Consider the following 25,868-nt stretch of genomic DNA (forward strand, 5'->3'; position numbering starts at 1 on the left):
GGGGCGAGGCCCCATGCACGACATCCTGATCAACTGGGCCCCGCAGGAGACGCGGGTGGCCCTCATCGAGAACGGCGCCATCCAGGAGCTGCACATCGAGCGCACGCTGGAGCGTGGCCTGGTCGGCAACATCTACCTCGGCAAGGTCGCGCGCGTGCTGCCCGGCATGCAGAGCGCGTTCATCGACATCGGCCTGGAGCGCGCCGCCTTCCTGCACGTCGCCGATCTGCACACGGCGGGCTTCAACCCGCGCGCCGGCAACGAAGGTTCGCCGCCCCAGCCGATAGAAAAACAGGTCTTCGAAGGCCAGACGCTCACGGTGCAGGTCGTCAAGGATCCCATCGGCACCAAGGGCGCGCGGCTGTCCACGCAGATCAGCATCGCCGGCCGCATGCTGGTCTTCCTGCCGCAGGACAACCACATCGGCATCTCGCAGAAGATCGGCTCGCCCGAGACGCGCGAGCAGCTGCGCGCGCGCATGCAGACCCTGGTCGGCAGGCCGGAGGAGGGCGGTGGCGGCGGCTTCATCCTGCGCACCAACGCCGAGGAGGCGACGGACACCGAGCTCGCCGACGACATCAATTACCTGCGCAAGACCTGGGCGCAGATCCGCCAGCGCTCGCTGGCCCAGCCGGCGGGAACGCTCCTGCACCAGGACCTGAGCCTCACCGAGCGCGTGCTGCGTGACCTTGCCACCGAATCCACCCAGTCCATCCGCATCGATTCGAAGATGCAGTACGAGCGGCTCAAGGCCTTCGGCGCGGTCTACACGCCCACGGCCGTGGCCAAGCTGGAGCACTACCGTGGCGAGCGGCCGATCTACGACCTGTACGGCATCGAGGAGGAGATCTCGCGAGCCCTCGCGCGGCGGGTGGATCTCAAGTCCGGCGGCTACCTGATCGTCGACCAGACCGAGGCGCTCACCACCATAGACGTCAACACGGGCGGCTTCGTCGGCGCGCGCAACTTCGACGACACCATCTTCAAGACCAACCTCGAGGCGGCGCAGGCCATCGCGCGGCAGCTGCGCCTGCGCAACCTGGGCGGCATCATCATCGTCGACTTCATCGACATGGTGCGAGAGGACCACCAGCAGGCGGTGCTGGCCGAGTTCCGCAAGCAGCTGAGCCGCGACCGGACCAAGACCACGGTCAGCGGCTTCACCCAGCTGGGCCTGGTGGAGATGACCCGCAAGCGCACGCGCGAGTCGCTGGCCCACATGCTTTGCGAGCCCTGTCCCACCTGCCAGAGCCGCGGCCAGGTCAAGACCGCGCGCAGCGTCTGCTACGACGTGCTGCGCGAGATCCTCCGCGAAGCTCGCCAGTTCAATCCCAAGGAGTTCCGGGTGGTGGCCAGTGCCGCGGTGGTCGAGATGCTGCTCGACGAAGAGAGCTCGCACCTGGCGGATCTTTCCGCCTTCATCGGCAAGCCCATCTCGCTGTCGGCCGAGCCCACCATGAACCCCGAGCAATACGACATCGTGTTGCTGTAGGGGCGCGCCTCACCCGGCGGCGAGGCGGCTCAGCACGGCGCCGACGATGCGGTCGCAATGGGCGCCTCCGAACGAGAAGACGTCGCGCTCGGCCAGGTCGAAATCCTGCGCCAGCGACGCGCGCAGCAGGCTCCTCGCACGGAAGTGGCGGCTGCGCACCGTGGCTTCCGGGATGCCGAGGCACTGAGCCGTCTCCTCCACGCTGAGCTCTTCCACGCTGCGCAGCACGAAGACGACGCGAAAGTCCTCCGGCAGCTGGTCCAGCCGGCGTTCGATCAGGGCGCGCGCCTCGGCGCGTCCCAGGGCCTCGTCCGGCGCGTGTTTCTGGGCTTCCATGGCATCCAGGCCCTCTGTCTCCACGGTGTCTCCGTATCGGATCGGCACGATGTTGTCGCGTCTCCTGGCTCGCCGCAGCCGCCCGAGGCATTCGTTGAGCACCAGGTGCGATAGCCAGGTGGACAGTGCTGCATCACCGCGGTATCGGCCGATCGAGTGGTACGCCGCCAGATAGGCCTCCTGAAGTGCGTCCTCGGCTTCCGCATCGTCACGCAAGGTCGCGCGGGCCAGCCGATAGAGGCGGCGGTTGTTCTGGCGCATCAGCCCCTCGAAGGCCTGCCGGTCGCCTGAAGCCACTCGGGACGCCAGCTCGCGGTCTTCGCCTTCGCGGTGGGCACAGACGGCCGTGCGGCTCTCGGTCATGCCGCTACTCCACCACCAGCACGGCCTTCATCGTGGGATGAAGCGTGCAGACGTACTCGTAGCGCCCCGGCCCGGGAGCTTTCGTCCGCCACGACTTGCCGGGCGGAAGCGCCGCCGAGTCGAACACCTTAGGAGCCGTGGCCGTGTGCGGCACCAGGTCCTTGTTGACCCAGACCACTTCGTCGCCTGGCTTGAGCACCAGCATCGCGGGCGAGAACTGCATGCTCTCGATGGTGATCGTCCGGGTGGCGCCTGCTGCCGAAAGGGTGATCGCCGCGCAGGCGGCGCCTGCGAGGCTCGGGGCGAGGCCGCGGCGCGCCTTCACGGCGGCATCAGCCACCGGTCTTGCCCAGCTGGGCTTGCAGTTGCTTTGCATGCTCCAGGTGCGCCACGAAAGCCGGGCGCACCTTGACCAGGAGGGCCTTGAGCTCCTCGTTCTTTGCATTCGGCACCAGCGTCTTGTCCACCGCATCGAGCACCGCCTGGTGGTACGTGATCTCATGGTCGACATAGGCCTTGTCGAACGGCGCCCCGCTCAGCTGGCGCAAGCGGGCGAGGTTGTCGTCGCCGCCCTTCTTCAGGCCTTGCGCCGTGGGGTTGTCCTGCGGTGTCACCTTCAGCTTGTGCACCAGGTCGGTCGCGGCCTTGTTCACGCCACTGTGGTCGGTGACCATCAGCTTGCCGAAGTCCTTGACCTCCTTCGAATGCCCCTTGCTCTGGGCGAGCTTGCCGGCGTCTATGTCCACCTGGTTGGCGGCGACGACGATCGCCGCGATCTGCGCATCGTTGGGGGCCGTGCCCTGGGCGAGCACGCCTGAAGCGAGGAGGGCCGCCAGCGCAGGCGCGGCGAGTTTGAATCGGGAAGTCATGGGCATCTTTCCGGCCTGGGCAAGGCCGTCGGCAACGCACCATGCGCTGCCATCCGTTCTCGCAGGCCATGGATGCCACCACCGGGCCGGCCGTTCCCGATCCGGGCACGGCGCCGGCGGCGGGGCGCGAAAGCTAGTGCTCTATGCCGACCATCCAGCCGAGGCCGAACTTGTCCGCGACCATGCCGAAGCAGGGCGACCAGAAGGTCTTGCCCAGCGGCAGCTGCACCTGTCCACCTTCGGCGAGGGCTTCGAAGATGCGCTTGGCATCGGCTTCGTCCTTGGCGGTGACCGACAGCGAGAAGCCGCGGAAGTCGGGCTCGCCTTCGCTCATGCCGTCGGAGGCCAGCAGCACGGTGTCTCCGATGCGAAAGCTCGAGTGCATGACCTTTTCCGGCGGCGCCTTCATGCCGGGCGGGGGCGGCTCGGGGCTGTCGGAGTTGCGCATCATCGCCTCGACCTTCGCGCCGAGCGTGCGCTGGTAGAACTCGAGCGCTTCTTCGCAGCGCCCGTTGAAGAAGAGGTAGGCCGTGACTGCTGACATGGGGATCCTCCGTTGAGGGGAGCCGCGGCGGATGCCGGGCGGGGCGGCCACGATACGCCTGCGCGACACCGCCCGCCAGGCCGGCGAGGGCCCCCGGCGCCGACGACGATGGGAGAGCGGTGGAAGGCGGTGCCGACCACCCGCAGATCAGCCCTTGGCCCGGGGCACGCGGCCCATCAGGTAGAACTCGTCGTTCGGCCGCAGGCCGATCAGGTTGGCCATGCGGTTGGACAGGCCGAAGAACGCGGAGATGGCGCCTATGTCCCACGCATCCTCGTCGGAGAAGCCGTGCAGGCGCAGGCCTTCGTAGTCGGATTCCTCGATCTCGTCGGCCCGCAGGCAGACCTTCATCGCGAAGTCCAGCATCGCCCGCTGGCGCGGCGTGATGTCGGCCTTGCGGTGGTTGACGGCGATCTGGTCGGCGAGCAGCGGCTTCTTCTCGTAGACCCGCAGGATGGCGCCGTGGGCGACCACGCAGTACAGGCAATGGTTGGCGCCAGAGGTGGCGACGATGATCATCTCGCGCTCGCCCTTGGTCAGGCCGCCGCCCTCCTTCAGCAGCAGGGCGTCGTGATAGGCGAGAAAGGCCCGCATCTCCGCCGGCCGGTGGGCGAGCGCGAGGAAGACGTTGGGCACGAAGCCCGCCTTGTCCTGGACCTCTAGGATGCGCTGGCGCAGGTCCTCCGGCAGGTCGGCCAGCGCCGGGACGGGGTATCGGCTGATGGGTGGGCTGCTGCTCATGGCGACACCGTGTCACAAGTGGGCCGCATGCGGCCGAGGGCTCGATGGTAGGGCCGCCTAGAATTTCGCCCGCTCACAAGCAAATGGGGCTCCGCCGATTTGCTTGAACCCCCGCGGGGGGCGGGCCGGGCCCAGCCCGGCCCTGGGGTGCTCAACAACCGAACGATGCCGACTGGGGAACCTTCGGCCTGCCGCATGACTCGATTTCCCGCTATGTGGTCCCGACGTGAATGGATTGGCGCGCTCGGCGCGCTGGGAACAGCCGCCGCGCTGCCCGCTGCCCATGCCGAGTTCCGGGTGGAGATCACCGGCGTGGGCGCGACCCAGTTGCCGGTCACGGCGCTGAAGTTCCGCGGCGAGGAGGCCGGCGGCACCAACCTGGTCTCCGCCATCATCCGCGCCGATCTGGAGCGCAGCGGCGTGTTCCGCTTCATCGAATCGAACCAGTCGATCGACGAGACGGGCGTGCCGGCCTTCCCGGACCTGCGCAGCCGCGGTTCGGACGCGGTGGTCGCGGGATCCGTCACCCGCCTGGCCGACGGCCGCTTCGATGTCCGCTACAAGCTGTGGGACGTGGTCAAGGGCGCGGACCAGGGAGGCCAGAGCATCGCGGTGCAGGCCGCCGACCTGCGCCTCGCGGCCCACCGCATCGCCGACGCGGTGTACGAGAAGCTGACGGGCGAGAAGGGCGTGTTCGCGACGCGCATCGCCTACATCACCAAGGGCGCCGGCCGCTACACCCTGCGCGTCGCCGATGCAGATGGCGAAGGCGGCCAGGTGCCGCTGACCAGCCCGGACCCGATCATCTCGCCAGCCTGGTCGCCCGATGGCCGCGAGCTGGCGTATGTGTCCTTTGAAGACCGCAAGCCGGTGGTCTGGGTGCAGGACCTGCAGACCGGCGCGCGGCGCCGCGTGGCGAACTTCAAGGGCTCGAACAGCGCGCCCGCCTGGTCGCCCGATGGCGCGCAGCTCGCAGTGACGCTGTCGCGAGACGGTGGTTCGCAACTGTTCCTCATCAATCGCGACGGCTCCAACCCGCGCCGCATCACGCAGAGTTCGGCAATCGACACGGAGCCGGCCTTCGCTCCCGACGGCAAGACGCTTTACTTCGTGAGCGACCGCGGCGGCTCGCCGCAGATCTACCGCCAACCCATTGGCGGTGGCGGGGCCGAACGCGTGACCTTCCAGGGCAGCTACAACGTCAGCCCGGCCATCAGCCCGGACGGGCGCACCATGACCTTCGTGCAGCGCAATGGCGGGGGTGCCTTTCGCGTGATGACGATGGACCTGTCCAGCGGCGCCATGCAGACCGTCAGCGACACCAGCGACGACGAGAGCCCGAGCTTCGCGCCCAATGGCCGGCTCATCATTTATGCCACCCGGTCCGGCGGCCGCGAGTTGTTGATGACCACCACCCTGGATGGCAAGATCAAGGCCCGACTGCCCGGCCCGGGCGGCGTCGACATCCGCGAGCCCGTCTGGGGCCCGTACGGCCGCTGACAGCGCTGCTCGGCGGCATTCGCTCAAACTCAAGACTTTTACCCACACAAGGAGAAACCCATGGTCAAGTGGAACGTTGGGCCCGGCGCGCTGTCGGCATTGCTGGTGCTGACGCTGGTGGGCTGCGGCTCGACCAAGCTGGACACCCCCGCGCCGGTCGAAACCCGTACCCCCGGCGACGCCGGCGCGGGCGCCAACGCAGGCAACGCCGGCAAGCCGGCGGCGGAGAGCAACGTGGCCTCGGTGGACCTGGGCGCCAACGCGAGTCCCCCCGCCGGCCTGGGCCGCACCGTGTACTTCGACTTCGACAGCTACGTCATCAAGGACGAGTACCGACCGGTCGTCGAAGGCTATGCCAAGTTCCTGGCGGCCAACAAGGCCAAGCGCATGATGATCGAGGGCCACACCGACGAGCGTGGCAGCCGCGAGTACAACCTGGCCCTGGGCCAGAAGCGCGCGGAGGCCGTGCAGAAGGCCATGGCGCTGGTGGGCGCCGGCGAAGGGCAGCTCGAGGCGGTGAGCTTCGGCGAGGAGCGCGCGGTGGACGCCGGCCACGACGAGGCGGCGTGGGCCAAGAACCGCCGTGCCGAACTGAAGGACCGTTGAGACCATGCGTGCTGTACCCACCCCGCTGAGGGCGATCTCCATCGGCGTGCTGCTGCTCGCCACGCTCCCGGCGCGGGCGGGGCTGTTCGACGATGACGAGGCCCGCAAGGCCATCCTCGACCTGCGGGCCAAGGTGGCCCAGGGAGAGCAGTCGCGCAGCGAGCTCGCGGCGACGATCAAGCAGCTGTCCGACCAGGTCCAGACCCTGCAGCGCAGCCTGCTCGATCTGAACAACCAGAACGAGCAGCTGCGCGGCGACCTGGCGCGCATGCGCGGCCAGGAAGAGCAGATGCTGCGCGACCTGGCGGAGGTGCAGCGCAAGCAGAAGGACATCGCGCAGGGCGTGGACGAGCGCATGCGCAAGCTCGAGCCGCAGGCGGTGACGCTGGACGGCAAGGAGTTCAACGTCGATCCGGACGAGAAGCGCAGCTACGACGAGGCCATGGCGACCCTGCGCGCCGCCGAATTCGATCGTGCGGCGCCGCAGCTGGTGAGCTTCCTCAAGCGCTATCCGTCCAGCGGCTATGCCGATTCGGCGCGCTACTGGCTGGGCAATGCGCAGTACGGGCTGCGCCAGTACAAGGACGCGATCGTCACCTTCCGCGCCTTCGTGACGGCCGCGCCCGATCATGTCCGCGCGCCGGAGGCCCTGCTGGCCCTGGCCAACTGCCAGGCGGAGCTGAAGGACATCAAGAGCGCCAGGAAGACGCTCGAGGAGCTGATCCGCCAGTACCCGAAATCCGAAGCCGCGCAGGCCGGGCGCGAGCGCCTCGTCGCGCTGAAGTAGCGGTGCCGGCGCTCGCCGCGCCACAGCCGGTGCACCACCCCGTCGACACGCCGGACCTGGAGCGCCGCTTCGGCGGGCTGCGCCGGCTCTACGGGGATGCCGGCTACGCGCGCCTGAGGGGCCTGCGCGTGGCTGTCGTGGGTCTGGGCGGCGTGGGTTCGTGGACCGTGGAGGCCCTGGCGCGCTGCGGCGTGGGCGAGCTCACGCTGATCGACATGGACCATGTGGCCGAGTCCAACATCAACCGCCAGATCCAGGCGATGGGTGCGACGCTCGGCATGGCCAAGGGCCTCGCACTGGCCACTCGAGTGGCTGACATCCATCCCGGCTGCCGGCTGCATATCGTCGACGAGTTCGTCGATGTCGCCAACTGGCCCGGGCTGCTCACCGGCCCGGTCGATGCGCTCGTCGACGCGTGCGACCAGGTCCGCGCCAAGGCGGCGATGGCGGCTTGGGCGCTGCGCGAGAAGGTGCCGCTGGTGTGTTGCGGCGCGGCCGGTGGCAAGCGCCACGCGGAGAGGCTGGACATCGCGGACCTCGCCGACGTCACGCACGACCCGCTGCTTGCATCCTTGCGCAACCGCCTGCGGCGCGAGCACGGCGCGACCAAGGCAGGCCACGGCGCCATCGGCGTGCGATGCGTGTTCTCGCGCGAGAGCGTTGCGCCGCCTGCGGACGAGACATGCGACATCGACGGCGGCGACGGAAGCCTCAACTGCCACGGCTACGGCTCGTCGGTCACCGTGACCGCGAGCTTCGGCCTGGCGGCTGCCGGCGAGGCCATCGCCTTGTGCCTTGCAGCGGCAAAGCGACAGCAGGACTTCCAAAGCCACAAAAAGGCATGATATGATCTAGGGCTCTGCCGGGGTAAGGGTTGTTAGCTCAGTCGGTAGAGCAGCGGACTTTTAATCCGTTGGTCGCAGGTTCGAATCCTGCACAACCCACCACGTGACCGGTCTTGCTCAAAGGTAAGATTGGCACCGTCGACAGACACGGGCTCTTAGCTCAGTTGGTAGAGCAGCGGACTCTTAATCCGTTGGTCGAAGGTTCGAATCCTTCAGGGCCCACCAACACATCCCCTTCAGGGGTCGAGGCACTTGATGCGAAAGCGTCAGGTGCCTTTTGCTATGGGGGCGGTGCGCTTCGTCGTTGTCCGCTCATGTTCCGGCTCGGGCGATGGGGCCAGCCCATCGAGCAGTGCATCGCTGCAGGCCCGTCATGGGGCAATGAGCGACCACGTGTCGTCGAGTGCAGAAGCATCCATGGCGGTCCCGCCGAACATGAAGAGTTTGCGAGCGGCTCGGTGATAGGCACCCATCGCACCCCAGCGGCTGGCCGGCCTCGTGGCCGGGGTCAGCTTCCTCCAGCTGTCGCCTCTCAAGGCGTAGGTCGCGTTCGAGGTGTAGTCACGGTCGGTCATGCCGCCGAACACGACGATCGACCGCGTGGCCGGCGAATAGCCGCTGGCGGAGGCGCAAGTGGGCCGCTTGTCCTTGGTGGGGAAGACCGGCTCGAAGACGCTGCCGTCCCAGGTCCAGGTGCTGTTTTCCATGGAGCCGTCGTAGCGGCAGCCGCTGCCAATGACGACCTTGCCGAGATGATCGTCGAGGGCCGCGATGGCCCGATACCGGTTGTTCGGGCGAATGGCCGGAGTCAGTTCGTGCCAGTCGCTCCCATCGAATTGCCAGAGATCGTTGAAATCCCCGACGCCCCAGGCCATGCCGCCGAAGAGGGTGGCGAAGCCGGTGATCGGGTCCGTGAACATCATGGCGTGCTCCCGGGCGGGCGGCACCGTGGTCGGATGCATTCGCTTCCAACGCCCAGTGTGGCCGTTGAAGATCCACGTGTCGCTCAGCTCCTTTTGCGAGAGGTTGCGACCGCCGAACAGCACGATGCGGCGATTGGCTTCGTCAAAGGCCATGGCCGGCGCAATACGGGCCGAAGGTCCCAGGACGTCGAGTTGAGCCCAGCCTGCCTCGTCCAGCACCCAGGTGTCGTCCAGGTAGGTCTCCACCGAATAGCCGCCGAACAGGATGATCTTCTTCGAAACGCCGTCGTAGGCCATGCCGCCTTCGATTCTTGCGGGCGGGTTGACCGGCGCGTTCAGTTCAACCCATTCGACGTCCGGCACTGCGGCGGCTTGGGTGCAGAGGCCCAGACCGAGTACGAAGGCGCCAACGATCCATGGGCGCGTGACCAGTTGGACGAATCGCATGCAGTCTCCTCTCGATGGCATTGGGCTGACGGTCGGAAGCCGGTGGCTTGTCGCCGACGGCGCGAAGGTTCGAATCCCCTACCGCAGCGCGCGGCCTTCTTCGATTTCCCGCTGAAGCTTCTTGGTCAGGCGAGCGAGCACCAACTGATACGACCGCGTGACGAGCGCCTTCAGGTCCGCCAACGGCAAGGCGGTCGGATCTCGAAGCTGGATCCATTTCGCTCGCGCGAGGTAGGGCGCCGGGCTGAAGCCCTCCAACCCCGAAAGTTCGAGGAAGCGGTGATCGTCCGCCTTGAAGGAGCACGCCGTCCAGTCGTGTTCGCCGGGCCCGGCGGCGAAGAACATCTTGCCGCCTACGCTGGCGACCCAGTCGGAGCCCCACTTGATGTCCTGAGTGGCGCCGCGCATCGATGAGACGTGCGCTTTCAGGCCTTCGAAGTTGCGGTGCATCGATCCTCTCCTGTATGGCGCTGGCTGGCGGCCCCGACCAGGCAGGAGGGATGTTGAGAGTCGCGAACAGCGACGTCAACGGCGTCAAGGACGCCCGGAGCGCCTGATCGCCAGCCTGCTGTCACAAAACGGCATCGTCGGCCCGACCACCGACCCAAGGCCTTTGTCGCTGGAGCGTCCAAGCTCTCCGCTAGACTGCAGCGATCCCTGGCGCTGCAGTCGTCGGCGCTTTCCTGCTTCAACCTCCACGCTCTCCATGCCTGTCTCCGAGACCGCGCTGCTCGACGCCTTGCGCACCGTCGTCGACCCCCAGACCCAACAGGACTTCGTCAGCGGCAAGCAGTTGCGCAACCTGCGAATCGACGGCGACCAGGTCTCGTTCGATGTCGAGCTGGGCTACCCCGCCAAGAGCCAGATTCCGGCCCTGCGCAGCGCCCTCGTCGGCGCGGCGCGCAGCGTCCCCGGGGTGGCCAACGTCAGCGTGAACGTCGGCTTCAAGGTCGTCGCGCATGCCGTGCAGCGCGGCGTGCCGCTGCTGCCGCAGGTGCGCAACGTGATTGCCGTGGCCTCGGGCAAGGGCGGCGTGGGCAAGAGCACCACCACGGCCAACCTGGCGCTGGCACTGGCGGCCGAGGGCGCCCGGGTGGGCATCCTCGATGCGGACATCTACGGCCCCAGCCAGCCCACCATGATGGGCATCGCCGGCCGGCCCGAGAGCGCCGATGGCCAGACCATGCAGCCGCTCGAGAACCACGGCGTGCAGGTGATGTCGATCGGCTTCATCGTCGAGCCGGACCAGGCCATGATCTGGCGCGGCCCCATGGCCACGCAGGCGCTGGAGCAGCTGCTGCGGCAGACGAACTGGCAGGACCTCGACTACCTGCTCGTCGACATGCCCCCCGGCACCGGCGACATCCAGCTCACGCTCAGCCAGCGCGTGCCCATCACCGGCGCGGTGATCGTCACGACCCCGCAGGACATCGCCCTGATCGATGCGCGGCGCGGCCTGGCGATGTTCGAGAAGGTGGGCGTGCCCATCCTCGGCATCGTCGAGAACATGGCCGTCTACTGCTGCCCCAATTGCGGCCACACCGAGCACATCTTCGGCGCCGAGGGCGGCCGCAAGATGGCCGAGAAGCACGGCGTGCCTTACCTGGGCGCGCTGCCGTTGACGATGAAGATCCGCGAGCAGGCCGACAACGGACATCCGACCGTGGTGGCCGAGCCTGACGGCGAGATCGCCGGCATCTACAAGGCCGTGGCCCGGCAGGTGGCGGTGACGGTGGCCCGCAAGGCCAAGGACTTCTCGTCCAAGTTCCCCACCATCAACGTCTCGAAATCCACCTGATCCGCAAGGGACTGGGAGCCAGTCGGGGCTCGGGGGAGCTGATGTGCAGCCGCCGGCCCTATGCCGGAAAAGCCAGGTCCCGAACGTGGGTCGGGCCGGCGCGGCGCTCGATCTCGTCGTGTAGCGGCCGCAGCAGGCCGAACGAGAACAGCGCCTCGGCGGTGACGAAGGCCGGGCCGACCAGCAGGCCGATCAGGTCGTCGGTGAAGGCGGGCCTGCGGCCCTCGTAGTAGTGGCCCAGGAACTGGATCACCCAGCCCAGCACGAAAAGGCCCAGGCCGGCCGCGAGCCAGGAGACGAACCCGGCATCGGCCAGGGGCGCGCCGAGCATGATCAAGGCGCCGTTCAGCAGGCTCACCGAGAGCCCGAGCAGGAACTCGCCACGGGTGAGGTACCACAGGGTCGTCGCAAACCACAGCAGCACCGCCGGCGTGAGTGCCAGCACGCCGGCTGGCGTGGGCAGCGTGTCGAGGGTGGGGCGGGCCAGGAGCACGCCGATGGCGAACACGATCATCGGGATGCCGACCAGATGCGTCGCGATGTTTCGCCGGTCGCGGTGGTGGCGGGCGTACTGGATCAACAGCTCCCGCGCGGGACGGAACGGTGCAGGCATGGTGGCCTCCCGGAGCAAATTCATGGCCCGATGCTAGCGCTGCCGGCCCGACCTGAACAAGGGTCGATCCCCAGGCTGGCGTGACGCTGTCAACGCCAGCCCAGCCTGGCCTTCAACTCGGCCGGCGCCAGCGGGCCAGGCTGCTGCGGCCAGGCTTCGATCAGCGCCTGGATGCGCTCGTTCAGCGGTGCCTGCAGGCCGTGCGATCGAGCGAGGCGCACGACTTCGCCGCACAGCGCGTCCACTTCCGTCCTCCGCCCCAGCGCCAGGTCGTCGGCCATGCTCGAGCGGGCCTGCGGGTCGATGCGCAGCATCCGCTTCGCCACGCGGTGGAAGAGCCAGTCGGGCAGGGACAGCAGGATGGGCATGCGCCGCGGCGCCACGGCGGCCACCTGGGCCGGCTCGATGCCGGCAGCCGCCAGCGCGGCCAGGGCCTCGCGCTGAAGCGCGGCGAAGACCTGGCGGTAGCCGCGCTCCATGAGTTCGGCGCGCAGCGGCCGCCCCGATAGAGCGTTGATGGCGTTGTTGAGGTTCAGCAGGAGCTTGCCCCATTGCACCGGCCGCAGATCGGCATGGAGCTTCAGGCGCAGCCGCGCCGCCTCGAACGCCGGCAGCCACGCGCGCACCGCCGGATCGTCCTCGGCGGCCAGTTGCCCGCCGGTGCCGCGGTGCAGGTGCCCAGGGCCGACCTCGGCGATGTTGTAGGGGACCATGCCGGCCAGCCAACGCAGGCCGGGCGCGGCCTCGGCGCCGGCCTCGGCATTGCCCAGCCCGTTCTGCAGCGAAAGCACCGGCGTGCCCGCCGGCAGGGCGGCGCCGAGGGCGGCCGCAGCCTCGCGCGTGGCGCCGCACTTGACCGTCAGCACGACGAGCGAAGGAGCCAGTCCGTCCGGCACCGACGCCGACAGCTTCAGCGCCCCCGGCGGCACGGTCTGGTCGCGCCCGTCCTGGTCGGTGACTCGCAGCCCGTGGGCCTGCCACGCTTCGAGCGTGCGCGGCCGCCCGACGAAGTGCACCTCGGCACCGGCCGCCTGCAGGCAGCCGCCCACGTAGCCGCCGACGCTGCCGGCCCCCATCACGAGCAGGGGGCCGGGCGTGGCCAGGGGCGATGCGCTCAACGCGTCGTCGCCGCCGGCCGCTTCAGGTCGCGCAGGTGCGTCGGCCCGGCCTGGCGCTCGATCTCCTCGCGCAGGCCGCGGCCCCAGCCCAGGGCGAACAAGGCCTCCGCCATCACGAACATCGGGCCGACCAGCAGGCCGACCAGGTCGTCGACGAACGCCGGCTTGCGGCCCTCGAAGTAGTGCCCGATGAACTGCAGCACCCAGCCGACCACGAAGGCGCCCAGCCCGAACGACAGCCACTCCTCGATGCTGCCGCCGGCGAATTCGTGCGCGAAGGCCACCAGCCCCACCGTCACCGCGCTCGTGGCCAGGCCCAGGTCGATGCGCCCGCGCGTCAGGTACCAGGCCGTGGCCAGCGCGGCGGCGGCCCAGGCGGCCGTCAGCGTGAGGTCGCCGATGACGAAGGTGGCGCGCGCCAGCAGCACACCGACGGCGAACACGATCAGCGGGATGCCGGCGAAGTGCGTGGCGATGTTGCGGCGGTCACGGTGGTAGTGGGCATACTGGACCAGCAGTTCGGTGGCCTGGCGCATGGGGTCTCCTCGCGATCGATGCATTGGTGGGCGCATGCTAGGGTGCGCCGCCCTTGACGACTGTCAAAGCGCCGACATTCGGCGCGCGTGGCCCCTCATGGACGATCAGGACATTCCCGAATCCTTCACGCCGGCCTGGCGCGAGCTCCTGGGCTCGGATGCCTGGTTCGCCGCCGCATCTGCCGAGCTGCGTGCTGCGCTCATGCGCCTGGGCCGCCTGCGGCGCCTGGGCGCCGACGAGGCCTTGTTCGCCCGGGGCCAGGCGGCCGAGGGCCTGTGCTGCGTGCTCGATGGCGCCTTGCGAATCCGCGCCCTGCAGGCCGACGGCAGCGAAGCCGTGCTGGCCTTCGTCGAGCCGGGCCAGTGGTTCGGCGAGATCTCGCTCATCGACGGCCGGCCCCGCACCCACGACGCCGTGGCCGACGGCCCGACCACCGTCTGGCAGGTGCCGCAGCCCGCGTTGCTCGAATGGCTGGAGGCCCATCCGGTCCATTGGCGCCCCATCGCCCAGCTGGCCTGCGCCAAGCTGCGGATGGCCTTCGGCATGCTGGAGGACATCGCCCAGCTGCCGCTCCAAGGCCGCCTGGCCAAGCGCCTGTGGCTGCTCGCCCACGGCTACGGCGCTCGCAGTGGCCCGCCCCGTTCGACCTTGCGCCTGCCGCAGGAACAGCTGGCCCTGATGCTGGGCGTGAGCCGCCAGAGCGCCAACAAGGCTCTGCGTGCGCTGGAAGCGCGAGGGGTGATCGCCGTGCGCTACGGCGGGATCGAGCTGCTCGACCTGGACCGGCTGATGGAAGCGGCCGGCGTGCCGCTACAGTGAATCGCACGGAGGGGCAGGGATGACGACGGACAGTGAAGCGGCGATGCCGCCGGCCAGGCACGAGCGCATGCGAAGGGGAGCGCTCGGCGCCTGGTGGGGGCAGGGCGCCCGCACGGCTTTCCTGATGAGGCCCGACTGGACCGGCCTGCAGGTGACGCCTTTCAACGTGGCCTGGCTCGTCGCCGTCCCCTTCGGGCTGAGTGTGGCTTGGCAGCGGCTGTCGATCGATGGGCCGGCGAACTTCTACTGGCCTGCGCTTCTCTCGGGCTGGCTGCAGACCGTCGTGGCCGCGTGGCTGTGCTGGTGGCTGGTGCCGGCCGGTGGAACGCCGGGCTCGCCGCGCCATGCCCCCGGTCCCGCAGCGTTGTTCGGCCTGCTGGCCGCCCAGGCCCTGCCCCTGTTCACGCTCCTCGCCGTCGCCGGCTTGGCCCTGCGGCCCGGCGGCGACATCGATCTGACCAGGCTGGGGCCCTGGACCTCGTGGGGCGTGTCGATGGCGATGCTCGCTTGGTATGAGGCCGCCGTGCTGACGCTCTGCTGGCGCAGCAGCCCCGCCCCCACGCGTGTGAAGGTGACGGCCTGCCTGCTCTCGGTGGCCTGTACGGCGGTCATCCAGGCCTCGCCGGTCGGCCTGTGGTACCCGGCCGAGCCTGCCTCCCGGGCGCGCGAGCCCGAGCTGAAGCTGACCCAGGCCCTCATGGAGCGCCAGCCGCAGCTGCTGGCGGAGCAGCTGCAGGCGCTGCGGCCCTCTCGCCGCAACGTCATCGATCTCTACACCATCACCTTCGCGCCCTACGGGCATGCGGACGTGTTCCGGCGCGAGAGCCAGCTGGTGGCCGACGTCATGCAGCAGCGTTTCGACAGCACCGGGCGGACCCTGCAGCTCGTCAATCATCCGGGCACCGCGGAGCAAAAGCCGTGGGCGACGCCCCTGAACCTGGAGCGCGCCATCCACCGCGTGGCGGAGGTGATGGACCGCCGGCAGGACATCCTGTTCATCCACCTCACCTCCCACGGCGCCCACTCGGGGGCGCTGTCTGCCGGCCTGTGGCCGATGGAGGTGGAGGAGGTGACCCCCGCCATGCTGCGGCGCTGGCTGGACGAAGCCGGCATCCGCTGGCGCGTGGTGTCGGTCTCGGCCTGCCATTCGGGCAGCTGGATAGAGCCCCTGGCCGGGCCCGACACGCTCGTGATGACCGCCTCGGACATCGAGCACACCTCCTACGGCTGCGGCCGGCGCTCGGAGCTCACCTTCTTCGGCCGTGCGATGTACGAAGAGCAGCTGCGGCAGACGAGATCCTTCGAGCAGGCGCATGCCGAAGCCCGCAGGGTCATCGAGCAGCGCGAGCGTGAAGCGGGCAAGAGCGACGGCTACTCGAACCCGCAGATCTCGATGGGCGATGAGATGCGCCAACAGCTGCTGAGCCTGCGCGTGCAGCTCGAGCCCGGGGCGCCCTGAGCCAGCCACCTAAAATCGCAGCCCCTTCCCGAAAGACCGGCATGAGCATCAAGAGCGACAAGTGGATCCGCCGCATGGCGCAAGAGCACGGGATGATCGACCCGTTCGAGCCCGGCCAGGTCCGCCAAGCCGCGGATGGCCACAAGATCGTCAGCTACGGCACCTCGAGCTACGGCTACGACATCCGCTGCGCCCGCGAATTCAAGGTCTTCACCAACATCCACTCGACCGTCGTCGACCCGAAGAACTTCGACGAGAAGAGCTTCGTCGACATCGAGAGCGACGTCTGCATCATCCCGCCCAACAGCTTCGCCCTGGCGCGAACGGTGGAGTACTTCCGCATCCCGCGCACCGTGCTGACGATCTGCCTGGGCAAGAGCACCTATGCGCGCTGCGGGATCATCGTCAACGTGACCCCGTTCGAGCCCGAGTGGGAGGGCTACGTCACGCTGGAGTTCAGCAACACCACGCCGCTGCCCGCCAAGATCTACGCCGGCGAGGGCTGCGCGCAGGTCCTGTTCTTCGAATCGGACGAAGTCTGCGAAACCAGCTACGCTGACCGGGGCGGCAAGTACCAGGGCCAGCGCGGCGTGACGCTGCCCAAGACCTGAAATCGTTGGTCAAGCCCGGGGCAGGCTCGCCGCTTGCCGCAGGCCGGATGTCTGGAGGGTCAGACCATGAAGTGGGAAGGCAACCGGCAGAGCGACAACGTCGAGGATCGCCGTGACCAGGGCGGCGGCTTCGGCGGTGGCGGGCTGCCGTTCGGGATAGGCGGCCGCGGCATCGGCCTGGGCACGGTGGCCGTGGCCGTGGTGGCCGGCTGGATCTTCGGCATCAACCCGCTGACCATGCTCAGCATGCTGAGCGGGGGCGGCGGACCGCCGCCATCGACGCAGGCGCCGGCGCATGCGCCACCGGCCAACGACAAGGAGGCGGCCTTCGTCTCCACCGTCCTGGCCGACACGGAGGACGTGTGGACGGAGATGTTCCGCGGCAATGGCGGCCAGTACCGCCCGCCGCATCTGGTGCTCTTCCGGGGCGCGACGGCCACCGCCTGCGGCACCGGCCAGACGGCCATGGGGCCGTTCTACTGCCCGGGCGACCAGAAGGTCTACATCGACCTGGGCTTCTACGAGACGATGCGCCGCCAGCTGGGCGCGCCGGGCGACTTTGCGCAGGCCTACGTCATCGCCCACGAGGTCGGCCACCACGTGCAGAACCTGATGGGCGTCACCGGCCAGGTCGAAGAACGCCGCGGGCGGATGAGCGAGGCGCAGGCGAATGCGCTTTCCGTGCGGGTCGAGCTGCAGGCCGATTGCTTCGCCGGCGTGTGGGCCTATCACGCCAACGCGTCCCGGCAGATCCTCGAATCGGGTGACGTGGAAGAGGCGCTGAACGCCGCCTCGCGCATCGGCGACGACACGCTCCAGCGCGAGGGTCGTGGGCGGGTGGTGCCCGAGACCTTCACCCACGGCACCAGCGCCCAGCGGGTCGGCTGGTTCCGCCGCGGGATGCAAAGCGGCAAGGTCGGCGATTGCGACACCTTCAAGTCCAAACAGCTGTAGGAGCGCGATGCGCACCGGCCCCCGTTCAAAGGCCCTGATCTCGGCCTGGCTGGATTTCCAGCCACCGGCCCAGCGCGAAGTGGCGGTCTCCCTGCGCAGCGCGGTGCGCGAGGCCGAGCCGGAGCTGGAAGAAATCATCCGCTGGGGCCAGCTCGTCTTCGTCTGGAGCGGCTCGCCCCTGATGGCCATCGCGCCCCACCGCGGCCACGTCAACCTGCAGGTCTTCAACGGCCACCTGCTACCGCCCGATGTCGCGCCGCTCGAAGGCGGCGGCCGCGGGACTCGCAGCTACCGCTGCCGCCTGCACCAGCCGGTCGACGTCGTCCAGGTGCAGATGCTGGTCGCGGCCAGCGTGGCCCGCGCGCCACGGCCTGAACACATCGGCCTGCCGCGGGACGAGCCGGAGCCGGGCGAGCCTTGACCGCTCACTCGGTCGACCGGCTCGCCGTGGGCGGTTGCACCGCCTCCAGCCAGTCGCAACGCACGCGCTGGTGCTCGTGCAGCGTGCGGCGCAGTCCCAGGTAGCCGCGGGGCGCGAAGAACAGGGCCACGCAGGCCAGCACCGCCCACGGGTCGTCCAGCATGAAGAAAGCCGGGGCGCCCATCCAGCCCATCAGCCACAGCGTGAGGACGGCGTCGCAGGCGTGGTATTCGATCGGCTGCCGGGCGCGGTGAGCCACCATCCAGGCCTTCATCGCGGAGAGTTGGGAGACGGTCATGGCGGACTCCTGGGCGGCGGCTGGGGCGGTTCGACTTTAACGCTTCGTCAGTTTCGCGTCAGCTTTGATGTCGCTTCGAGTAGGGGAGGGCCGGCCCCATGGTCTGGAGCAAGGGCTGGGCCGACACTGCCCGCATGGACACCTCATCTCCTGTCACCGCCACGCCGCCCGGCCCGCGCCATTCGAACGCCCACGCCCGGATGGCCGCGTTGGCGGAGCGTGGAAAGGTCGTCTCGGCGGCCGACGCGGTGCGCCTCGTGCACGACGGCGACATGCTGGCCACCGGCGGCTTCGTCGGCATCGGCTTTCCCGAGAACCTGGCCGTCGCGCTGGAGAAGCGCTTCGTGGAGACGGGCGCTCCGCGGCGCCTGGGCCTGGTCTACGCCGCGGGCCAGGGCGATGGCAAGGAGCGGGGCTTGAACCACCTCGGCCACGCCGGCCTGTTGGGCAGGGTCATAGGCGGCCACTGGGGGCTGGTGCCCCGGCTCCAGGCCCTGGCCGTGGGAGGCGAGATTGAGGCCTGGAACCTGCCGCAGGGCGTGATCTCGCAACTGTTCCGCGACATCGCCGCGGGCAAGCCCGGGCACCTGAGCCGCGTGGGCCTGGGCACCTTCGTCGACCCGCGCCTGGGCGGCGGCAAGGTCAACCGGAACACCACCGAGGACCTCGTCCGCCTCATGCCCATCGACGGTGAGGACTTCCTCTTCTACAAGACCTTTCCCATCGACGTCGCCTTCGTGCGCGGCACCACCGCCGACCCCGACGGCAACGTGACGATGGAGCGCGAGGCGCTCACGCTGGAGGCGCTGGCCATCGCCATGGCGGCGCGCAACTCCGGTGGCATCGTCATCGTGCAGGTCGAGCGCCTGGCCGCGGCCGGCTCGCTGCACCCGCGCCAGGTGAAGATCCCCGGCGTGCTGGTGGATTGCGTGGTCGTCGCCGAGGACCCGCGCTACCACCAGCAGACCTTCGCCGAGCCCTACAACCCGGCCTTCGCGGGCGAGATCCGCCTGCCCGCCGGCGAGGTCGAGCCCATGCACGCCGGCAAGCGCAAGGTCATCGCGCGCCGTGCGGCGCTGGAGCTCAGGCCGCACGCGGTCGTCAACCTCGGCATCGGCATGCCCGAAGGCGTGGCCGCGGTCGCGGCCGAGGAGCGGGTGATAGACCTCATCACCCTCACGGCGGAGCCTGGTGTGATCGGCGGCATCCCGGCCGGCGGCCTGAACTTCGGCGCCGCGGTCAACACCCAGGCGGTGATCGACCAGCCCTACCAGTTCGATTTCTACGATGGCGGCGGGCTGGACCTGGCCTTCCTCGGCCTGGCGCAGGCCGACGCGCAAGGCAACGTCAACGTCAGCCGCTTCGGCAAGCGCCTGGCCGGCGCGGGCGGCTTCATCAACATCAGCCAGAACGCCAAGAAGCTCGTCTTCACCGGGACGTTTGCCACCGAGGACGGGCCGAAGTTCGTGGCCGAGGTGGAGCAGCGCACCTTCTCCGGCGCGGAGGCGAGAAGGCGCGGCCAGCAGGTGCTCTACGTGACGGAGCGGGCTGTCTTCCGCCTGCATCCGCAGGGCCTCGAACTGACCGAGATCGCCCCTGGCCTGGACCTGGAACGCGACGTCCTCGCACACATGGCCTTCAAGCCCATCCTGGAGCGCGAGCCTCGTCGCATGGAGGCCTCGCTCTTCGAAGACGGGCCGATGGGACTTCGCGCGCGCCTGCTGTTGCTGCCCCTGGCCGAGCGCTTCACCTACGACGCCGCCCAGCGCACGCTCTTCGTCAACTTCGAGCACCTGAGCATCCGCACGGCGGACGACGTGGAGGCCGTGCGGCGCGAGATCACCTCGCGCCTGGAGCCGCTGGGCCACAAGGTCAACGGCGTCATCAACTACGAGCACTTCGCGCTGGCACCGGAGGTGGAGGACACCTGGGCCGCGATGGTGCACGAGGTGGTCGAGCGCCACTACCTGCAGGTCACGCGCTACACGAGCTCGGCCTTCCTGCGCGCCAAGCTGGGGCCGGCGCTGGCGGCGCGCGGCGTGACGCCCAGCCTGTTCGACACAGCCGCTCAGGCGCGCGCGGGGCTGAAGACACCGTGAACCCGGGCGCCGCGGGCGCGGCGATTGCTCCGTCCAGGTCGATGGACGTCCGCCGGCCTTGGGTATCGCTGTGTGCGGCGCTGGCCACCGCGGCAGCGCCGGTGGTGGGCGCGCCGGCCGCCGCCCCGCCCGACCTGGCGCAGGCCCGCCGCGCGGTGGTGGCCGGTGCCAACAGCTTCAGGCAGTCCCAGGGACTGGCCTCGCTGTCGACCCAGCCGCAGCTCGATGCCGCCGCCGCCGACTTCGCCGCCTACATGGCGCGAACCGAGCGCTACAGCCACGAGGCCGATGGGCGGCAGCCCTCGCAACGCGCCGAGGCCAGGGGCTATGCCTGGTGCCTGGTGGCCGAGAACCTGGCCTACATGATGAGCTCGCGCGGTTTCGCGACCGACGAGCTGGCGCAGCGGCTCGTGAAAGGCTGGATCGATTCGCCCGGCCATCGCCACAACCTGCTCCAGCCCGGGGCCACCGAGACCGGTGTCGCGATCGCCCACAGCGCCGCGAGCGACCGCTACTACGCCGTGCAGATGTTCGGCCGGCCGGCGGCCCTGCGGGTGCGCTTTGCGCTCAGCAACCGCAGCGGCCAGTCGGTCCGCTACCAGCTGGGCGACAAGAGCTGGGCCCTGGCGCCCGGCGTGACGCGCGAGCACGAGCAATGCGAAACGCCCGACTTGCGCATCAGCCTGCCAGGCCGTGCCCAGGCCGTGCCTTTGCAGCCAGCCAACGGCGCGCGGCTGCGCATCGAGCCGGATGCGGCCGGGCTGCGCGTCGTCAACGAAGGGTAAAGCCATGTCACACGAACGAACTGCGCGAGGGGACTTCGGTCCAACTGGCATGAAGCGTTGGATGACCCCGCTGCTTTGCGCGATGACGGTGAGCGCCTGGGCGCAGGCCCCCGGATCGCCGGCCTGCCAGCAGGCGATGAGTGCGCTCCAGGCCGAAGAGGCCAGCGTGCTGTCATCTCGCGAGGCCGGGGCGAGCGGAGCTCCGAGCGCTACCGATTCCGCCGTCGCCTCCGCGCGCCTGCAACCGTGGCGCGAACGCGCCGCCCGCGCGTGCCTGGGCTCGGCGGGCAACGCCTACACGCCACCCGCGCGCACCGCGCAAGACCCGGTCACCGTGCCCCCCGTGTCGCTCGGCCCGCCGGTCAAGCTGCCGCCGGCGCCGACGACACCGGCCGCCCCCGTCGTCCCCGCCCGCTCCGATGCGCTGACCACCATCGTCGGCTGCGATGCCTCAGGCTGCTGGGCCAGCGACGGCTCGAGGCTGAGCCGCAACGGCTCGACACTCACGGGCCCGCGCGGCGCCTGCACCTTGCAGGGCGCCGTGGTGCGCTGCCCGTAGCGCGGGGGCGCGTCCTCAGGCCAGCCCCGCCACCGCGCTGCCTTCTTCGGCCGATGCCGGCGGCGCGATGGTGCGCAGCGCCAGCTCGGCGCTGTTGAGCGAGCCCTCGATGAAGCCCTGGTAGTCGGAATAGGTTTCGCCGACGATGTGCACGTTGCGCGCGCCGCTGCCGAAGTCGAAGGCCTTGAAGGCGTCCATCACCTTCCAGGAACGCACGCCCGGCTGCCAGCCGTGGTTGGCGGCGCCGTAGGGGGCGCGGGCCCAGTCGCGGATGCCGTAGGTGACGATGGACTGGCGCACGTGGGCCGTGGCTTCGTCCAGCGACATCTGCTGGAACACGCGCCGGGCCTGCTCGGTCAGCCGCACTTCGTCGCCCTGTGAAGAACTCGACTCAAGCGAGCGCTTGACGTCGCGTGCGACGAACAGGGCGAAGGCGTCGACGATGCGCCCGTTCTGGTCGACCTCGGCGCGGTCGTGGCGATGCGGATCGGTGACGTAGGTGCGCCAGAACTCGGTGGAAGGCCGGTCCATGTACAGCAGCACCATGCCGTGGCCGTCGGGGTCGTTCTCGCGCGGGCGGCGGAAGTAGTGCACCTCGCGTGTCGGCATGCAGTTCGCGTGCTGCTGGGGCGGCTGGTCGTGGTCCCACCACGGGGCGTTGCTCACGAGGAAGACCTTGAGCATCGGGAAACCGTTGACGCTGTCGAGCTGGCGGGCGATGTGGCGCGGCAATTGCGGAGACAGCTTGACCAGCGGCAGTCGCGGCAGGGCGAGGATGAGCCTTTGCGTGCCAATCTGCACGATGCCCCCCTGGGTACGCACGTCCAGCAGCAAGCGGCTGCTGCCCAGCCCCGCCGGCTGCAGGCCCAGCAGCGTGTGTCCGCCGGCCAGGGTGACGTTCGGGTGCCGTTGCAGATCGGCCAGCAGCCCTTCGGTCAAGCGGGCGGAGCCGCCCGAGATGGTGGCCAGCTCGCGGCCCACCGTCTTCAGGGCGCGCAGCCACCAGACGATCCATTCGATGGCGTTCAGGTTCTCCGGGATCATGTGATAGAAGGTCCCGGTGTCGCGCAGCTTCACCAGCGCACGGTGGCTCAGGATGCCCTGCGCCGACAGCGCGTTCCAGAAGCCCGTGGCCCACAGGGGCTGGCCGTGGAGCTGGGCGTGCTTGCGAAGACTCATGTAGTCGTCTTCGGTCAGGCTGTCTATCCAGGCCTGGTCGTCCGGTGCGCGGCCCATGATGAGCATCACCCCGCGCTGCAGCAACTGCAGCGAGTTCAGCCCCCGCTCTTCGGGCGGCAGGTCGAGATCGGGCGCGGCCACGCGATCGGAGCCGGGGCCGGCGAAGGGCAGCAAGTCGACCCCGAGCTCTTGGCACAAGGCCGCGAAGCGCGGCTGCAGCGTCGGCTCGAATCGCATCGGGCCCATCTCGGCGAGGAAGCCGTCCAGCTCTTCCGTCTCGATGCGGCCGCCCCAGCGGTCGGAGGCGGCTTCGAGGATCAGGAGACGGTGGCCTGCCTCGGCAAGCCGGCGCGCGCAGTACAGGCCGGCGATGCCGCCGCCTGCGATGACGATGGGGTGCTCGTTCATCCGACCTCCGTGCTCAGGCGCGGATTGTCGGCAGCACCAGGGTCACCGCCAATCCCCCGCCTTCGCGGTTGGCCAGCGCGATGCGGCCGCCATGGGATTCGGCGATCTCGCGCGCCAGGGCCAGCCCGAGGCCTGTGCCGCTGCGCTTGGTCGAATAGAAGGGCAGCAGGGCCTGCGCGAGCACGGTCTCGCTCATGCCCGGCCCCCGGTCGGATACGGTGAAGCGTAGATCGCCATCGCGCAGGGAGACGGCCAGCGCCACCTCGTCGGGCGCACTGCCCGACTCATGCGCGTTCTTCAGCAGGTTGATGAGCGCCTGCTCGACCTGCGCGGCGTCGAACCAGCCGTCCTCGACGGGCACGGCGCCTTCGAGCCTGAAGGCCGCATGGGCGGCCAGGCGCTCGATGAAGCCGGGCCAGTCGACCGCGGCGGGCTGCGGCTGGGGCAGCTTGGCGAATCGGGCGTAGCCGGCCAGGAAGGCATGCAGATGGGCGGCGCGGGCGCCAATGCTTTCGAACACGCCGGGCAGGCGCTCCGCCTGGCCGCGGCGCGCCAGCTCGGCGCCGGTGTGCGCGAGCGAAGAGATGGGCGCCAGCGAGTTGTTCAGCTCGTGGCTGATGACTCGGATGACGCGCTTCCAGCTCGCCACCTCCTCGCGCGCCAGCTCGCGGGTCATGCGCCGCAGGAGCACCAGCCTATGCGGCTGGCCCTGCAGCAGCAGCGCCCGCTGAGAGAGGTGGAAGTGCTCCTCGTGCCCCGCCTCGTCGACGACCGAGAACAGCTGGTCCTGGCGGCTTTGCAGGGCCGTGCGCAGGTCGGCCGGCGCATCGGCCAGGACTTCTTCGTCCAGCGCGAGGCCGAGCAGGCTGCGGCCTTGGGCAAGCAACTGCCGTGCGGCGATGTTGGCGTAGACGATGCGGCCGTCGGCTTGGGTGAGCAGCAGCGCGAGCGGCGTGTTCTGCACCACCGTGTCGAGCAGGAGCTCGCGCTGGGCCAGCTGCTGGCGCTGCTCCCGCAAGGCCTGGCCCAGCTCGCTGTGCAGTCGCAGCAACTCACCGAGATCGCCCGAGCCCTGGGCCCGGATCGACATGCTGAAGTCGCCCTCGCGGTAGCTCAGCACCGAGCCTTGCAGTGCGCGGAGGAGCCGTTGCAGCGGTGAGACGGCCCGTGCCGCGGCAGTGAGGATGAACGGCAGCATCAGCAGCAGCGTGAGGCCCAGTGCCGCGGTGCTGCCCGGTGCGGGCGCTGCCAGCGGCCACTTGAATCGGCGATGCAGTTCTTCGAGCAGTTGCGGCAAGGGCCATTGCGCGATGGCCGCGTGCACCAGGCCGGTGGCGATGACGATCACGAGCAGCAGCAGCGCGAGCCGTGCCTGCAGGCTGTCTCCCAGGCCACGGAGGGAGGGTGGCAGCTCCATCACTCAGAGATGCCGTAGCGCTCCATGCGTCGATACAGCGCCTGGCGCGACAGGCCGAGCGCCTGCGCCGCCCGGCTGACCACGCCGTGGGCTTCGGCCAGCGCGGCCAGCACGGCCTCCTTGCCGGGCTCTTCGAGGTCGCGCACGGCCGCGTGCCGCGCCGGCAGCTCGATCTGCAGATGCTGCGGCTGGATGGGACCTCCACCGGCCAGCAGCGCCGCGCGAGCCATCACGTTCTTCAGTTCGCGCACGTTGCCGGGCCAGCTGTGGGCCAGCAGAGTTTCGCGCGCCGCGTCGGTGAGCGTGGCCGCGCTGTCGCGCAGGAAGTGCGCGGCCAGGGCCAGCACGTCGTCTCGCCGCTGTGCCAGCGGGGGCACCTTGAGCTCGAACACGTTGAGGCGGTAGTACAGGTCCTGCCTGAAGCTGCCCGCAGCCACCATGGCCCGCAGGTCGGAGTTGGTGGCGCTGATGATGCGCACCTTGGCTTCGCGCGTGCGGCTGGAGCCCAGGCGCTCGAAGCGGCCGGTCTCCAGCACCCGCAACAGCTTGACCTGCCCGGCCAGCGGCAGGTTGCCGATCTCGTCGAGGAACAGCGTGCCGCCGTGCGCGGCCTCGAAGCGGCCCTCGCGGGCACGATGGGCACCGGTGTAGGCGCCGCTGTCTGCCCCGAAGAGCTCGGCCTCGATGAGCTCGGAGGGCAGCGCCCCGCAATTGAGTGCGACGAAGGGCAGCTTGCGCCGCGCCGAGTTGCCATGCACCAGGGCCGCGACGTGCTCCTTGCCAACGCCGTTGGGCCCGGTCACCAGCACGGGCAGGTCCGTGCGGGCGACCTGCGCGGCCAGTTCCAGCATCGACAGCATCGCCTCGCTGGCGAAGACGAGGCCGTCCAGGTCGAAGCCCGCCGTCAGCGCGGCGCGGCGGTCGCGCCTTTCCTGGCGGGTGCGGATGAGTTCGCGGTTCGAATCGCCGAGCTCCAGCAGGTTGCCGACGGTGGCCAGCAGCTTGGCGTCGTCCCACGGCTTGGCGAGGTAGTCGGCGGCGCCGGCCTTGACCAGCTCGACCGCGCTCTCCAGCCTCGTCCACGCCGTGAGCAGGATCACCGGCAGGTCGGCATTGCGCTCGCGCAGGGCGCGGAACAGCGCCACGCCTTCTTCGCCCGAGGTGGTGTCGGCGCTGAAGTTCATGTCCTGGATCACCAGGTCGACGCGCTTGCCCGCCGCCATGGCCAGCCCCTCGGCCGGCGTCGCCGCGTGCAACGCCCGGATGTCGCGCAAGGACAGCAGCAGCGTGAGCGCCTCTCCCACGCCCGGGTTGTCGTCGATGATCAGGACGGTGTGCAT

The 25,868-nt window shown here is 69.6% G+C and carries 28 protein-coding genes and 2 tRNA genes; 16 read left to right on the forward strand and 14 right to left on the reverse strand.

Annotated elements, in window-relative coordinates:
* Positions 1-13 precede the first annotated feature (13 nt).
* Complete coding sequence (rng, locus tag ACS5PM_RS03995) at positions 14-1,492, forward strand: ribonuclease G (RefSeq protein WP_439385704.1); 1,479 nt, start codon at positions 14-16, stop codon at positions 1,490-1,492.
* A 9-nt stretch (positions 1,493-1,501) separates the two neighbouring features.
* Here the strand turns inward: rng and ACS5PM_RS04000 are convergent, their stop codons facing one another.
* From ACS5PM_RS04000 to ACS5PM_RS04020, 5 genes are all read right to left on the reverse strand, one after another.
* Entirely contained in the window at positions 1,502-2,191 is a 690-nt protein-coding gene (locus ACS5PM_RS04000; protein ID WP_439385706.1) for an RNA polymerase sigma factor, read from the reverse strand.
* 4 nt (positions 2,192-2,195) lie between these two features.
* The gene (locus ACS5PM_RS04005; protein ID WP_439385708.1) at positions 2,196-2,516 is read right to left on the reverse strand and encodes a cupredoxin domain-containing protein; all 321 of its coding nucleotides are present in this window, start codon (positions 2,514-2,516) and stop codon (positions 2,196-2,198) included.
* Between the two features lie 7 nt (positions 2,517-2,523).
* Complete coding sequence (locus ACS5PM_RS04010) at positions 2,524-3,060, reverse strand: DUF4142 domain-containing protein (protein ID WP_439385710.1); 537 nt, start codon at positions 3,058-3,060, stop codon at positions 2,524-2,526.
* A gap of 133 nt (positions 3,061-3,193) precedes the next feature.
* Positions 3,194-3,604: a VOC family protein gene (locus ACS5PM_RS04015; protein WP_439385712.1), complete on the reverse strand. Its 411-nt coding sequence runs from the start codon at positions 3,602-3,604 to the stop codon at positions 3,194-3,196.
* A 147-nt stretch (positions 3,605-3,751) separates the two neighbouring features.
* Entirely contained in the window at positions 3,752-4,345 is a 594-nt protein-coding gene (locus ACS5PM_RS04020; RefSeq protein ID WP_439385714.1) for a peroxidase-related enzyme, read from the reverse strand.
* Between the two features lie 213 nt (positions 4,346-4,558).
* On the opposite strand from ACS5PM_RS04020, the gene tolB reads away from it, so the two are divergent.
* From tolB to ACS5PM_RS04050, 6 genes are all read left to right on the forward strand, one after another.
* Positions 4,559-5,845, forward strand: coding sequence for a Tol-Pal system beta propeller repeat protein TolB (gene tolB, locus ACS5PM_RS04025; protein WP_439385716.1), 1,287 nt, complete (start codon positions 4,559-4,561; stop codon positions 5,843-5,845).
* A gap of 60 nt (positions 5,846-5,905) precedes the next feature.
* Complete coding sequence (gene pal, locus ACS5PM_RS04030; protein ID WP_439385718.1) at positions 5,906-6,451, forward strand: peptidoglycan-associated lipoprotein Pal; 546 nt, start codon at positions 5,906-5,908, stop codon at positions 6,449-6,451.
* Between the two features lie 4 nt (positions 6,452-6,455).
* Positions 6,456-7,238: a tol-pal system protein YbgF gene (gene ybgF, locus ACS5PM_RS04035; protein WP_439385720.1), complete on the forward strand. Its 783-nt coding sequence runs from the start codon at positions 6,456-6,458 to the stop codon at positions 7,236-7,238.
* Between the two features lie 2 nt (positions 7,239-7,240).
* On the forward strand, positions 7,241-8,083 hold the full coding sequence (locus ACS5PM_RS04040) for a tRNA threonylcarbamoyladenosine dehydratase (RefSeq protein WP_439385722.1): 843 nt from the start codon (positions 7,241-7,243) through the stop codon (positions 8,081-8,083).
* 26 nt (positions 8,084-8,109) lie between these two features.
* Positions 8,110-8,185: transfer RNA gene (locus ACS5PM_RS04045), tRNA-Lys, on the forward strand.
* A 47-nt stretch (positions 8,186-8,232) separates the two neighbouring features.
* Positions 8,233-8,308: transfer RNA gene (locus ACS5PM_RS04050), tRNA-Lys, on the forward strand.
* Positions 8,309-8,454: 146 nt separating this feature from the next.
* On the opposite strand, the gene ACS5PM_RS04055 is transcribed toward ACS5PM_RS04050, so the two are convergent.
* Positions 8,455-9,453 carry a Kelch repeat-containing protein gene (locus tag ACS5PM_RS04055; RefSeq protein ID WP_439385725.1) on the reverse strand — a complete coding sequence of 333 codons (999 nt, stop codon included), beginning with the start codon at positions 9,451-9,453 and terminating at the stop codon, positions 8,455-8,457.
* Between the two features lie 78 nt (positions 9,454-9,531).
* Entirely contained in the window at positions 9,532-9,903 is a 372-nt protein-coding gene (locus ACS5PM_RS04060; RefSeq protein WP_439385727.1) for an MmcQ/YjbR family DNA-binding protein, read from the reverse strand.
* A gap of 256 nt (positions 9,904-10,159) precedes the next feature.
* Between ACS5PM_RS04060 and apbC the strand changes: the two genes are divergently transcribed.
* Entirely contained in the window at positions 10,160-11,251 is a 1,092-nt protein-coding gene (apbC, locus tag ACS5PM_RS04065) for an iron-sulfur cluster carrier protein ApbC (RefSeq protein ID WP_439385729.1), read from the forward strand.
* 58 nt (positions 11,252-11,309) lie between these two features.
* On the opposite strand, the gene ACS5PM_RS04070 is transcribed toward apbC, so the two are convergent.
* The 3 genes from ACS5PM_RS04070 to ACS5PM_RS04080 form a co-directional block, all read right to left on the reverse strand.
* Positions 11,310-11,864, reverse strand: a complete 555-nt coding sequence (locus tag ACS5PM_RS04070; protein ID WP_439385731.1) for an Mpo1 family 2-hydroxy fatty acid dioxygenase — start codon at positions 11,862-11,864, stop codon at positions 11,310-11,312.
* Positions 11,865-11,953: 89 nt separating this feature from the next.
* Positions 11,954-12,940 (reverse strand): 2-dehydropantoate 2-reductase, encoded by a 987-nt coding sequence (locus ACS5PM_RS04075; RefSeq protein WP_439386840.1) that lies wholly within the window; start codon positions 12,938-12,940, stop codon positions 11,954-11,956.
* Positions 12,941-12,978: 38 nt separating this feature from the next.
* On the reverse strand, positions 12,979-13,518 hold the full coding sequence (locus ACS5PM_RS04080; protein ID WP_439385733.1) for an Mpo1 family 2-hydroxy fatty acid dioxygenase: 540 nt from the start codon (positions 13,516-13,518) through the stop codon (positions 12,979-12,981).
* A gap of 97 nt (positions 13,519-13,615) precedes the next feature.
* Between ACS5PM_RS04080 and ACS5PM_RS04085 the strand changes: the two genes are divergently transcribed.
* The 5 genes from ACS5PM_RS04085 to ACS5PM_RS04105 all read left to right on the forward strand — a co-directional run bounded on the left by ACS5PM_RS04085 (position 13,616) and on the right by ACS5PM_RS04105 (position 17,783).
* Complete coding sequence (locus ACS5PM_RS04085; RefSeq protein ID WP_439385735.1) at positions 13,616-14,338, forward strand: Crp/Fnr family transcriptional regulator; 723 nt, start codon at positions 13,616-13,618, stop codon at positions 14,336-14,338.
* Positions 14,339-14,357: 19 nt separating this feature from the next.
* Entirely contained in the window at positions 14,358-15,797 is a 1,440-nt protein-coding gene (locus tag ACS5PM_RS04090) for a C13 family peptidase (RefSeq protein WP_439385737.1), read from the forward strand.
* 41 nt (positions 15,798-15,838) lie between these two features.
* On the forward strand, positions 15,839-16,408 hold the full coding sequence (dcd, locus tag ACS5PM_RS04095) for a dCTP deaminase (protein ID WP_439385739.1): 570 nt from the start codon (positions 15,839-15,841) through the stop codon (positions 16,406-16,408).
* 66 nt (positions 16,409-16,474) lie between these two features.
* Positions 16,475-17,362 (forward strand): KPN_02809 family neutral zinc metallopeptidase, encoded by an 888-nt coding sequence (gene ypfJ, locus ACS5PM_RS04100; protein ID WP_439385741.1) that lies wholly within the window; start codon positions 16,475-16,477, stop codon positions 17,360-17,362.
* 7 nt (positions 17,363-17,369) lie between these two features.
* On the forward strand, positions 17,370-17,783 hold the full coding sequence (locus ACS5PM_RS04105; protein WP_439385743.1) for a DUF1801 domain-containing protein: 414 nt from the start codon (positions 17,370-17,372) through the stop codon (positions 17,781-17,783).
* Positions 17,784-17,787: 4 nt separating this feature from the next.
* Here ACS5PM_RS04105 and ACS5PM_RS04110 read toward each other — a convergent pair whose 3' ends face one another.
* Entirely contained in the window at positions 17,788-18,081 is a 294-nt protein-coding gene (locus tag ACS5PM_RS04110; protein WP_439385745.1) for a hypothetical protein, read from the reverse strand.
* A 200-nt stretch (positions 18,082-18,281) separates the two neighbouring features.
* On the opposite strand from ACS5PM_RS04110, the gene ACS5PM_RS04115 reads away from it, so the two are divergent.
* From ACS5PM_RS04115 to ACS5PM_RS04125, 3 genes are all read left to right on the forward strand, one after another.
* A complete protein-coding gene (locus tag ACS5PM_RS04115; protein WP_439386841.1) occupies positions 18,282-20,180 on the forward strand; it encodes an acyl CoA:acetate/3-ketoacid CoA transferase in 1,899 nt (632 codons plus the stop codon).
* A complete protein-coding gene (locus tag ACS5PM_RS04120) occupies positions 20,177-20,965 on the forward strand; it encodes a CAP domain-containing protein (protein ID WP_439385747.1) in 789 nt (262 codons plus the stop codon). Before ACS5PM_RS04115 ends, ACS5PM_RS04120 begins: the two co-directional genes overlap by 4 nt.
* Positions 20,966-21,026: 61 nt before the next feature.
* Complete coding sequence (locus tag ACS5PM_RS04125) at positions 21,027-21,524, forward strand: hypothetical protein (RefSeq protein WP_439385749.1); 498 nt, start codon at positions 21,027-21,029, stop codon at positions 21,522-21,524.
* Between the two features lie 15 nt (positions 21,525-21,539).
* Here ACS5PM_RS04125 and ACS5PM_RS04130 read toward each other — a convergent pair whose 3' ends face one another.
* The 3 genes from ACS5PM_RS04130 to ACS5PM_RS04140 are packed head-to-tail and all read right to left on the reverse strand — an operon-like array spanning position 21,540 to position 25,868.
* Positions 21,540-23,111, reverse strand: a complete 1,572-nt coding sequence (locus ACS5PM_RS04130) for a flavin monoamine oxidase family protein (RefSeq protein WP_439385751.1) — start codon at positions 23,109-23,111, stop codon at positions 21,540-21,542.
* A gap of 13 nt (positions 23,112-23,124) precedes the next feature.
* On the reverse strand, positions 23,125-24,528 hold the full coding sequence (locus ACS5PM_RS04135) for a sensor histidine kinase (RefSeq protein ID WP_439385753.1): 1,404 nt from the start codon (positions 24,526-24,528) through the stop codon (positions 23,125-23,127).
* The gene (locus ACS5PM_RS04140; RefSeq protein ID WP_439385755.1) at positions 24,528-25,868 is read right to left on the reverse strand and encodes a sigma-54-dependent transcriptional regulator; all 1,341 of its coding nucleotides are present in this window, start codon (positions 25,866-25,868) and stop codon (positions 24,528-24,530) included. Before ACS5PM_RS04140 ends, ACS5PM_RS04135 begins: the two co-directional genes overlap by 1 nt.

Source organism: Ideonella flava (assembly GCF_051857595.1).
Classification (GTDB): domain Bacteria; phylum Pseudomonadota; class Gammaproteobacteria; order Burkholderiales; family Burkholderiaceae_C; genus Ideonella.

Bases quoted from the DNA above. Each gene is read 5' to 3' on its own strand.
- ACS5PM_RS04130 (WP_439385751.1), bottom strand. From the start codon at position 23,111: ATGAACGAGCACCCCATCGTCATCGCAGGCGGCGGCATCGCCGGCCTG.
- ACS5PM_RS04060 (WP_439385727.1), bottom strand. From the start codon at position 9,903: ATGCACCGCAACTTCGAAGGCCTGAAAGCGCACGTCTCATCGATGCGC.
- rng (WP_439385704.1), top strand. From the start codon at position 14: ATGCACGACATCCTGATCAACTGGGCCCCGCAGGAGACGCGGGTGGCC.
- ACS5PM_RS04115 (WP_439386841.1), top strand. From the start codon at position 18,282: ATGGCCGCGTTGGCGGAGCGTGGAAAGGTCGTCTCGGCGGCCGACGCG.
- ACS5PM_RS04070 (WP_439385731.1), bottom strand. From the start codon at position 11,864: ATGCCTGCACCGTTCCGTCCCGCGCGGGAGCTGTTGATCCAGTACGCC.
- ybgF (WP_439385720.1), top strand. From the start codon at position 6,456: ATGCGTGCTGTACCCACCCCGCTGAGGGCGATCTCCATCGGCGTGCTG.
- ACS5PM_RS04125 (WP_439385749.1), top strand. From the start codon at position 21,027: ATGACCCCGCTGCTTTGCGCGATGACGGTGAGCGCCTGGGCGCAGGCC.
- pal (WP_439385718.1), top strand. From the start codon at position 5,906: ATGGTCAAGTGGAACGTTGGGCCCGGCGCGCTGTCGGCATTGCTGGTG.
- ACS5PM_RS04110 (WP_439385745.1), bottom strand. From the start codon at position 18,081: ATGACCGTCTCCCAACTCTCCGCGATGAAGGCCTGGATGGTGGCTCAC.
- ACS5PM_RS04090 (WP_439385737.1), top strand. From the start codon at position 14,358: ATGACGACGGACAGTGAAGCGGCGATGCCGCCGGCCAGGCACGAGCGC.
- ACS5PM_RS04055 (WP_439385725.1), bottom strand. From the start codon at position 9,453: ATGCGATTCGTCCAACTGGTCACGCGCCCATGGATCGTTGGCGCCTTC.
- ACS5PM_RS04000 (WP_439385706.1), bottom strand. From the start codon at position 2,191: ATGACCGAGAGCCGCACGGCCGTCTGTGCCCACCGCGAAGGCGAAGAC.
- ACS5PM_RS04105 (WP_439385743.1), top strand. From the start codon at position 17,370: ATGCGCACCGGCCCCCGTTCAAAGGCCCTGATCTCGGCCTGGCTGGAT.
- ACS5PM_RS04080 (WP_439385733.1), bottom strand. From the start codon at position 13,518: ATGCGCCAGGCCACCGAACTGCTGGTCCAGTATGCCCACTACCACCGT.
- dcd (WP_439385739.1), top strand. From the start codon at position 15,839: ATGAGCATCAAGAGCGACAAGTGGATCCGCCGCATGGCGCAAGAGCAC.
- apbC (WP_439385729.1), top strand. From the start codon at position 10,160: ATGCCTGTCTCCGAGACCGCGCTGCTCGACGCCTTGCGCACCGTCGTC.
- ACS5PM_RS04010 (WP_439385710.1), bottom strand. From the start codon at position 3,060: ATGACTTCCCGATTCAAACTCGCCGCGCCTGCGCTGGCGGCCCTCCTC.
- tolB (WP_439385716.1), top strand. From the start codon at position 4,559: ATGTGGTCCCGACGTGAATGGATTGGCGCGCTCGGCGCGCTGGGAACA.
- ACS5PM_RS04085 (WP_439385735.1), top strand. From the start codon at position 13,616: ATGGACGATCAGGACATTCCCGAATCCTTCACGCCGGCCTGGCGCGAG.
- ACS5PM_RS04135 (WP_439385753.1), bottom strand. From the start codon at position 24,528: ATGGAGCTGCCACCCTCCCTCCGTGGCCTGGGAGACAGCCTGCAGGCA.
- ACS5PM_RS04015 (WP_439385712.1), bottom strand. From the start codon at position 3,604: ATGTCAGCAGTCACGGCCTACCTCTTCTTCAACGGGCGCTGCGAAGAA.
- ACS5PM_RS04075 (WP_439386840.1), bottom strand. From the start codon at position 12,940: ATGGGGGCCGGCAGCGTCGGCGGCTACGTGGGCGGCTGCCTGCAGGCG.
- ACS5PM_RS04020 (WP_439385714.1), bottom strand. From the start codon at position 4,345: ATGAGCAGCAGCCCACCCATCAGCCGATACCCCGTCCCGGCGCTGGCC.
- ypfJ (WP_439385741.1), top strand. From the start codon at position 16,475: ATGAAGTGGGAAGGCAACCGGCAGAGCGACAACGTCGAGGATCGCCGT.
- ACS5PM_RS04140 (WP_439385755.1), bottom strand. From the start codon at position 25,868: ATGCACACCGTCCTGATCATCGACGACAACCCGGGCGTGGGAGAGGCG.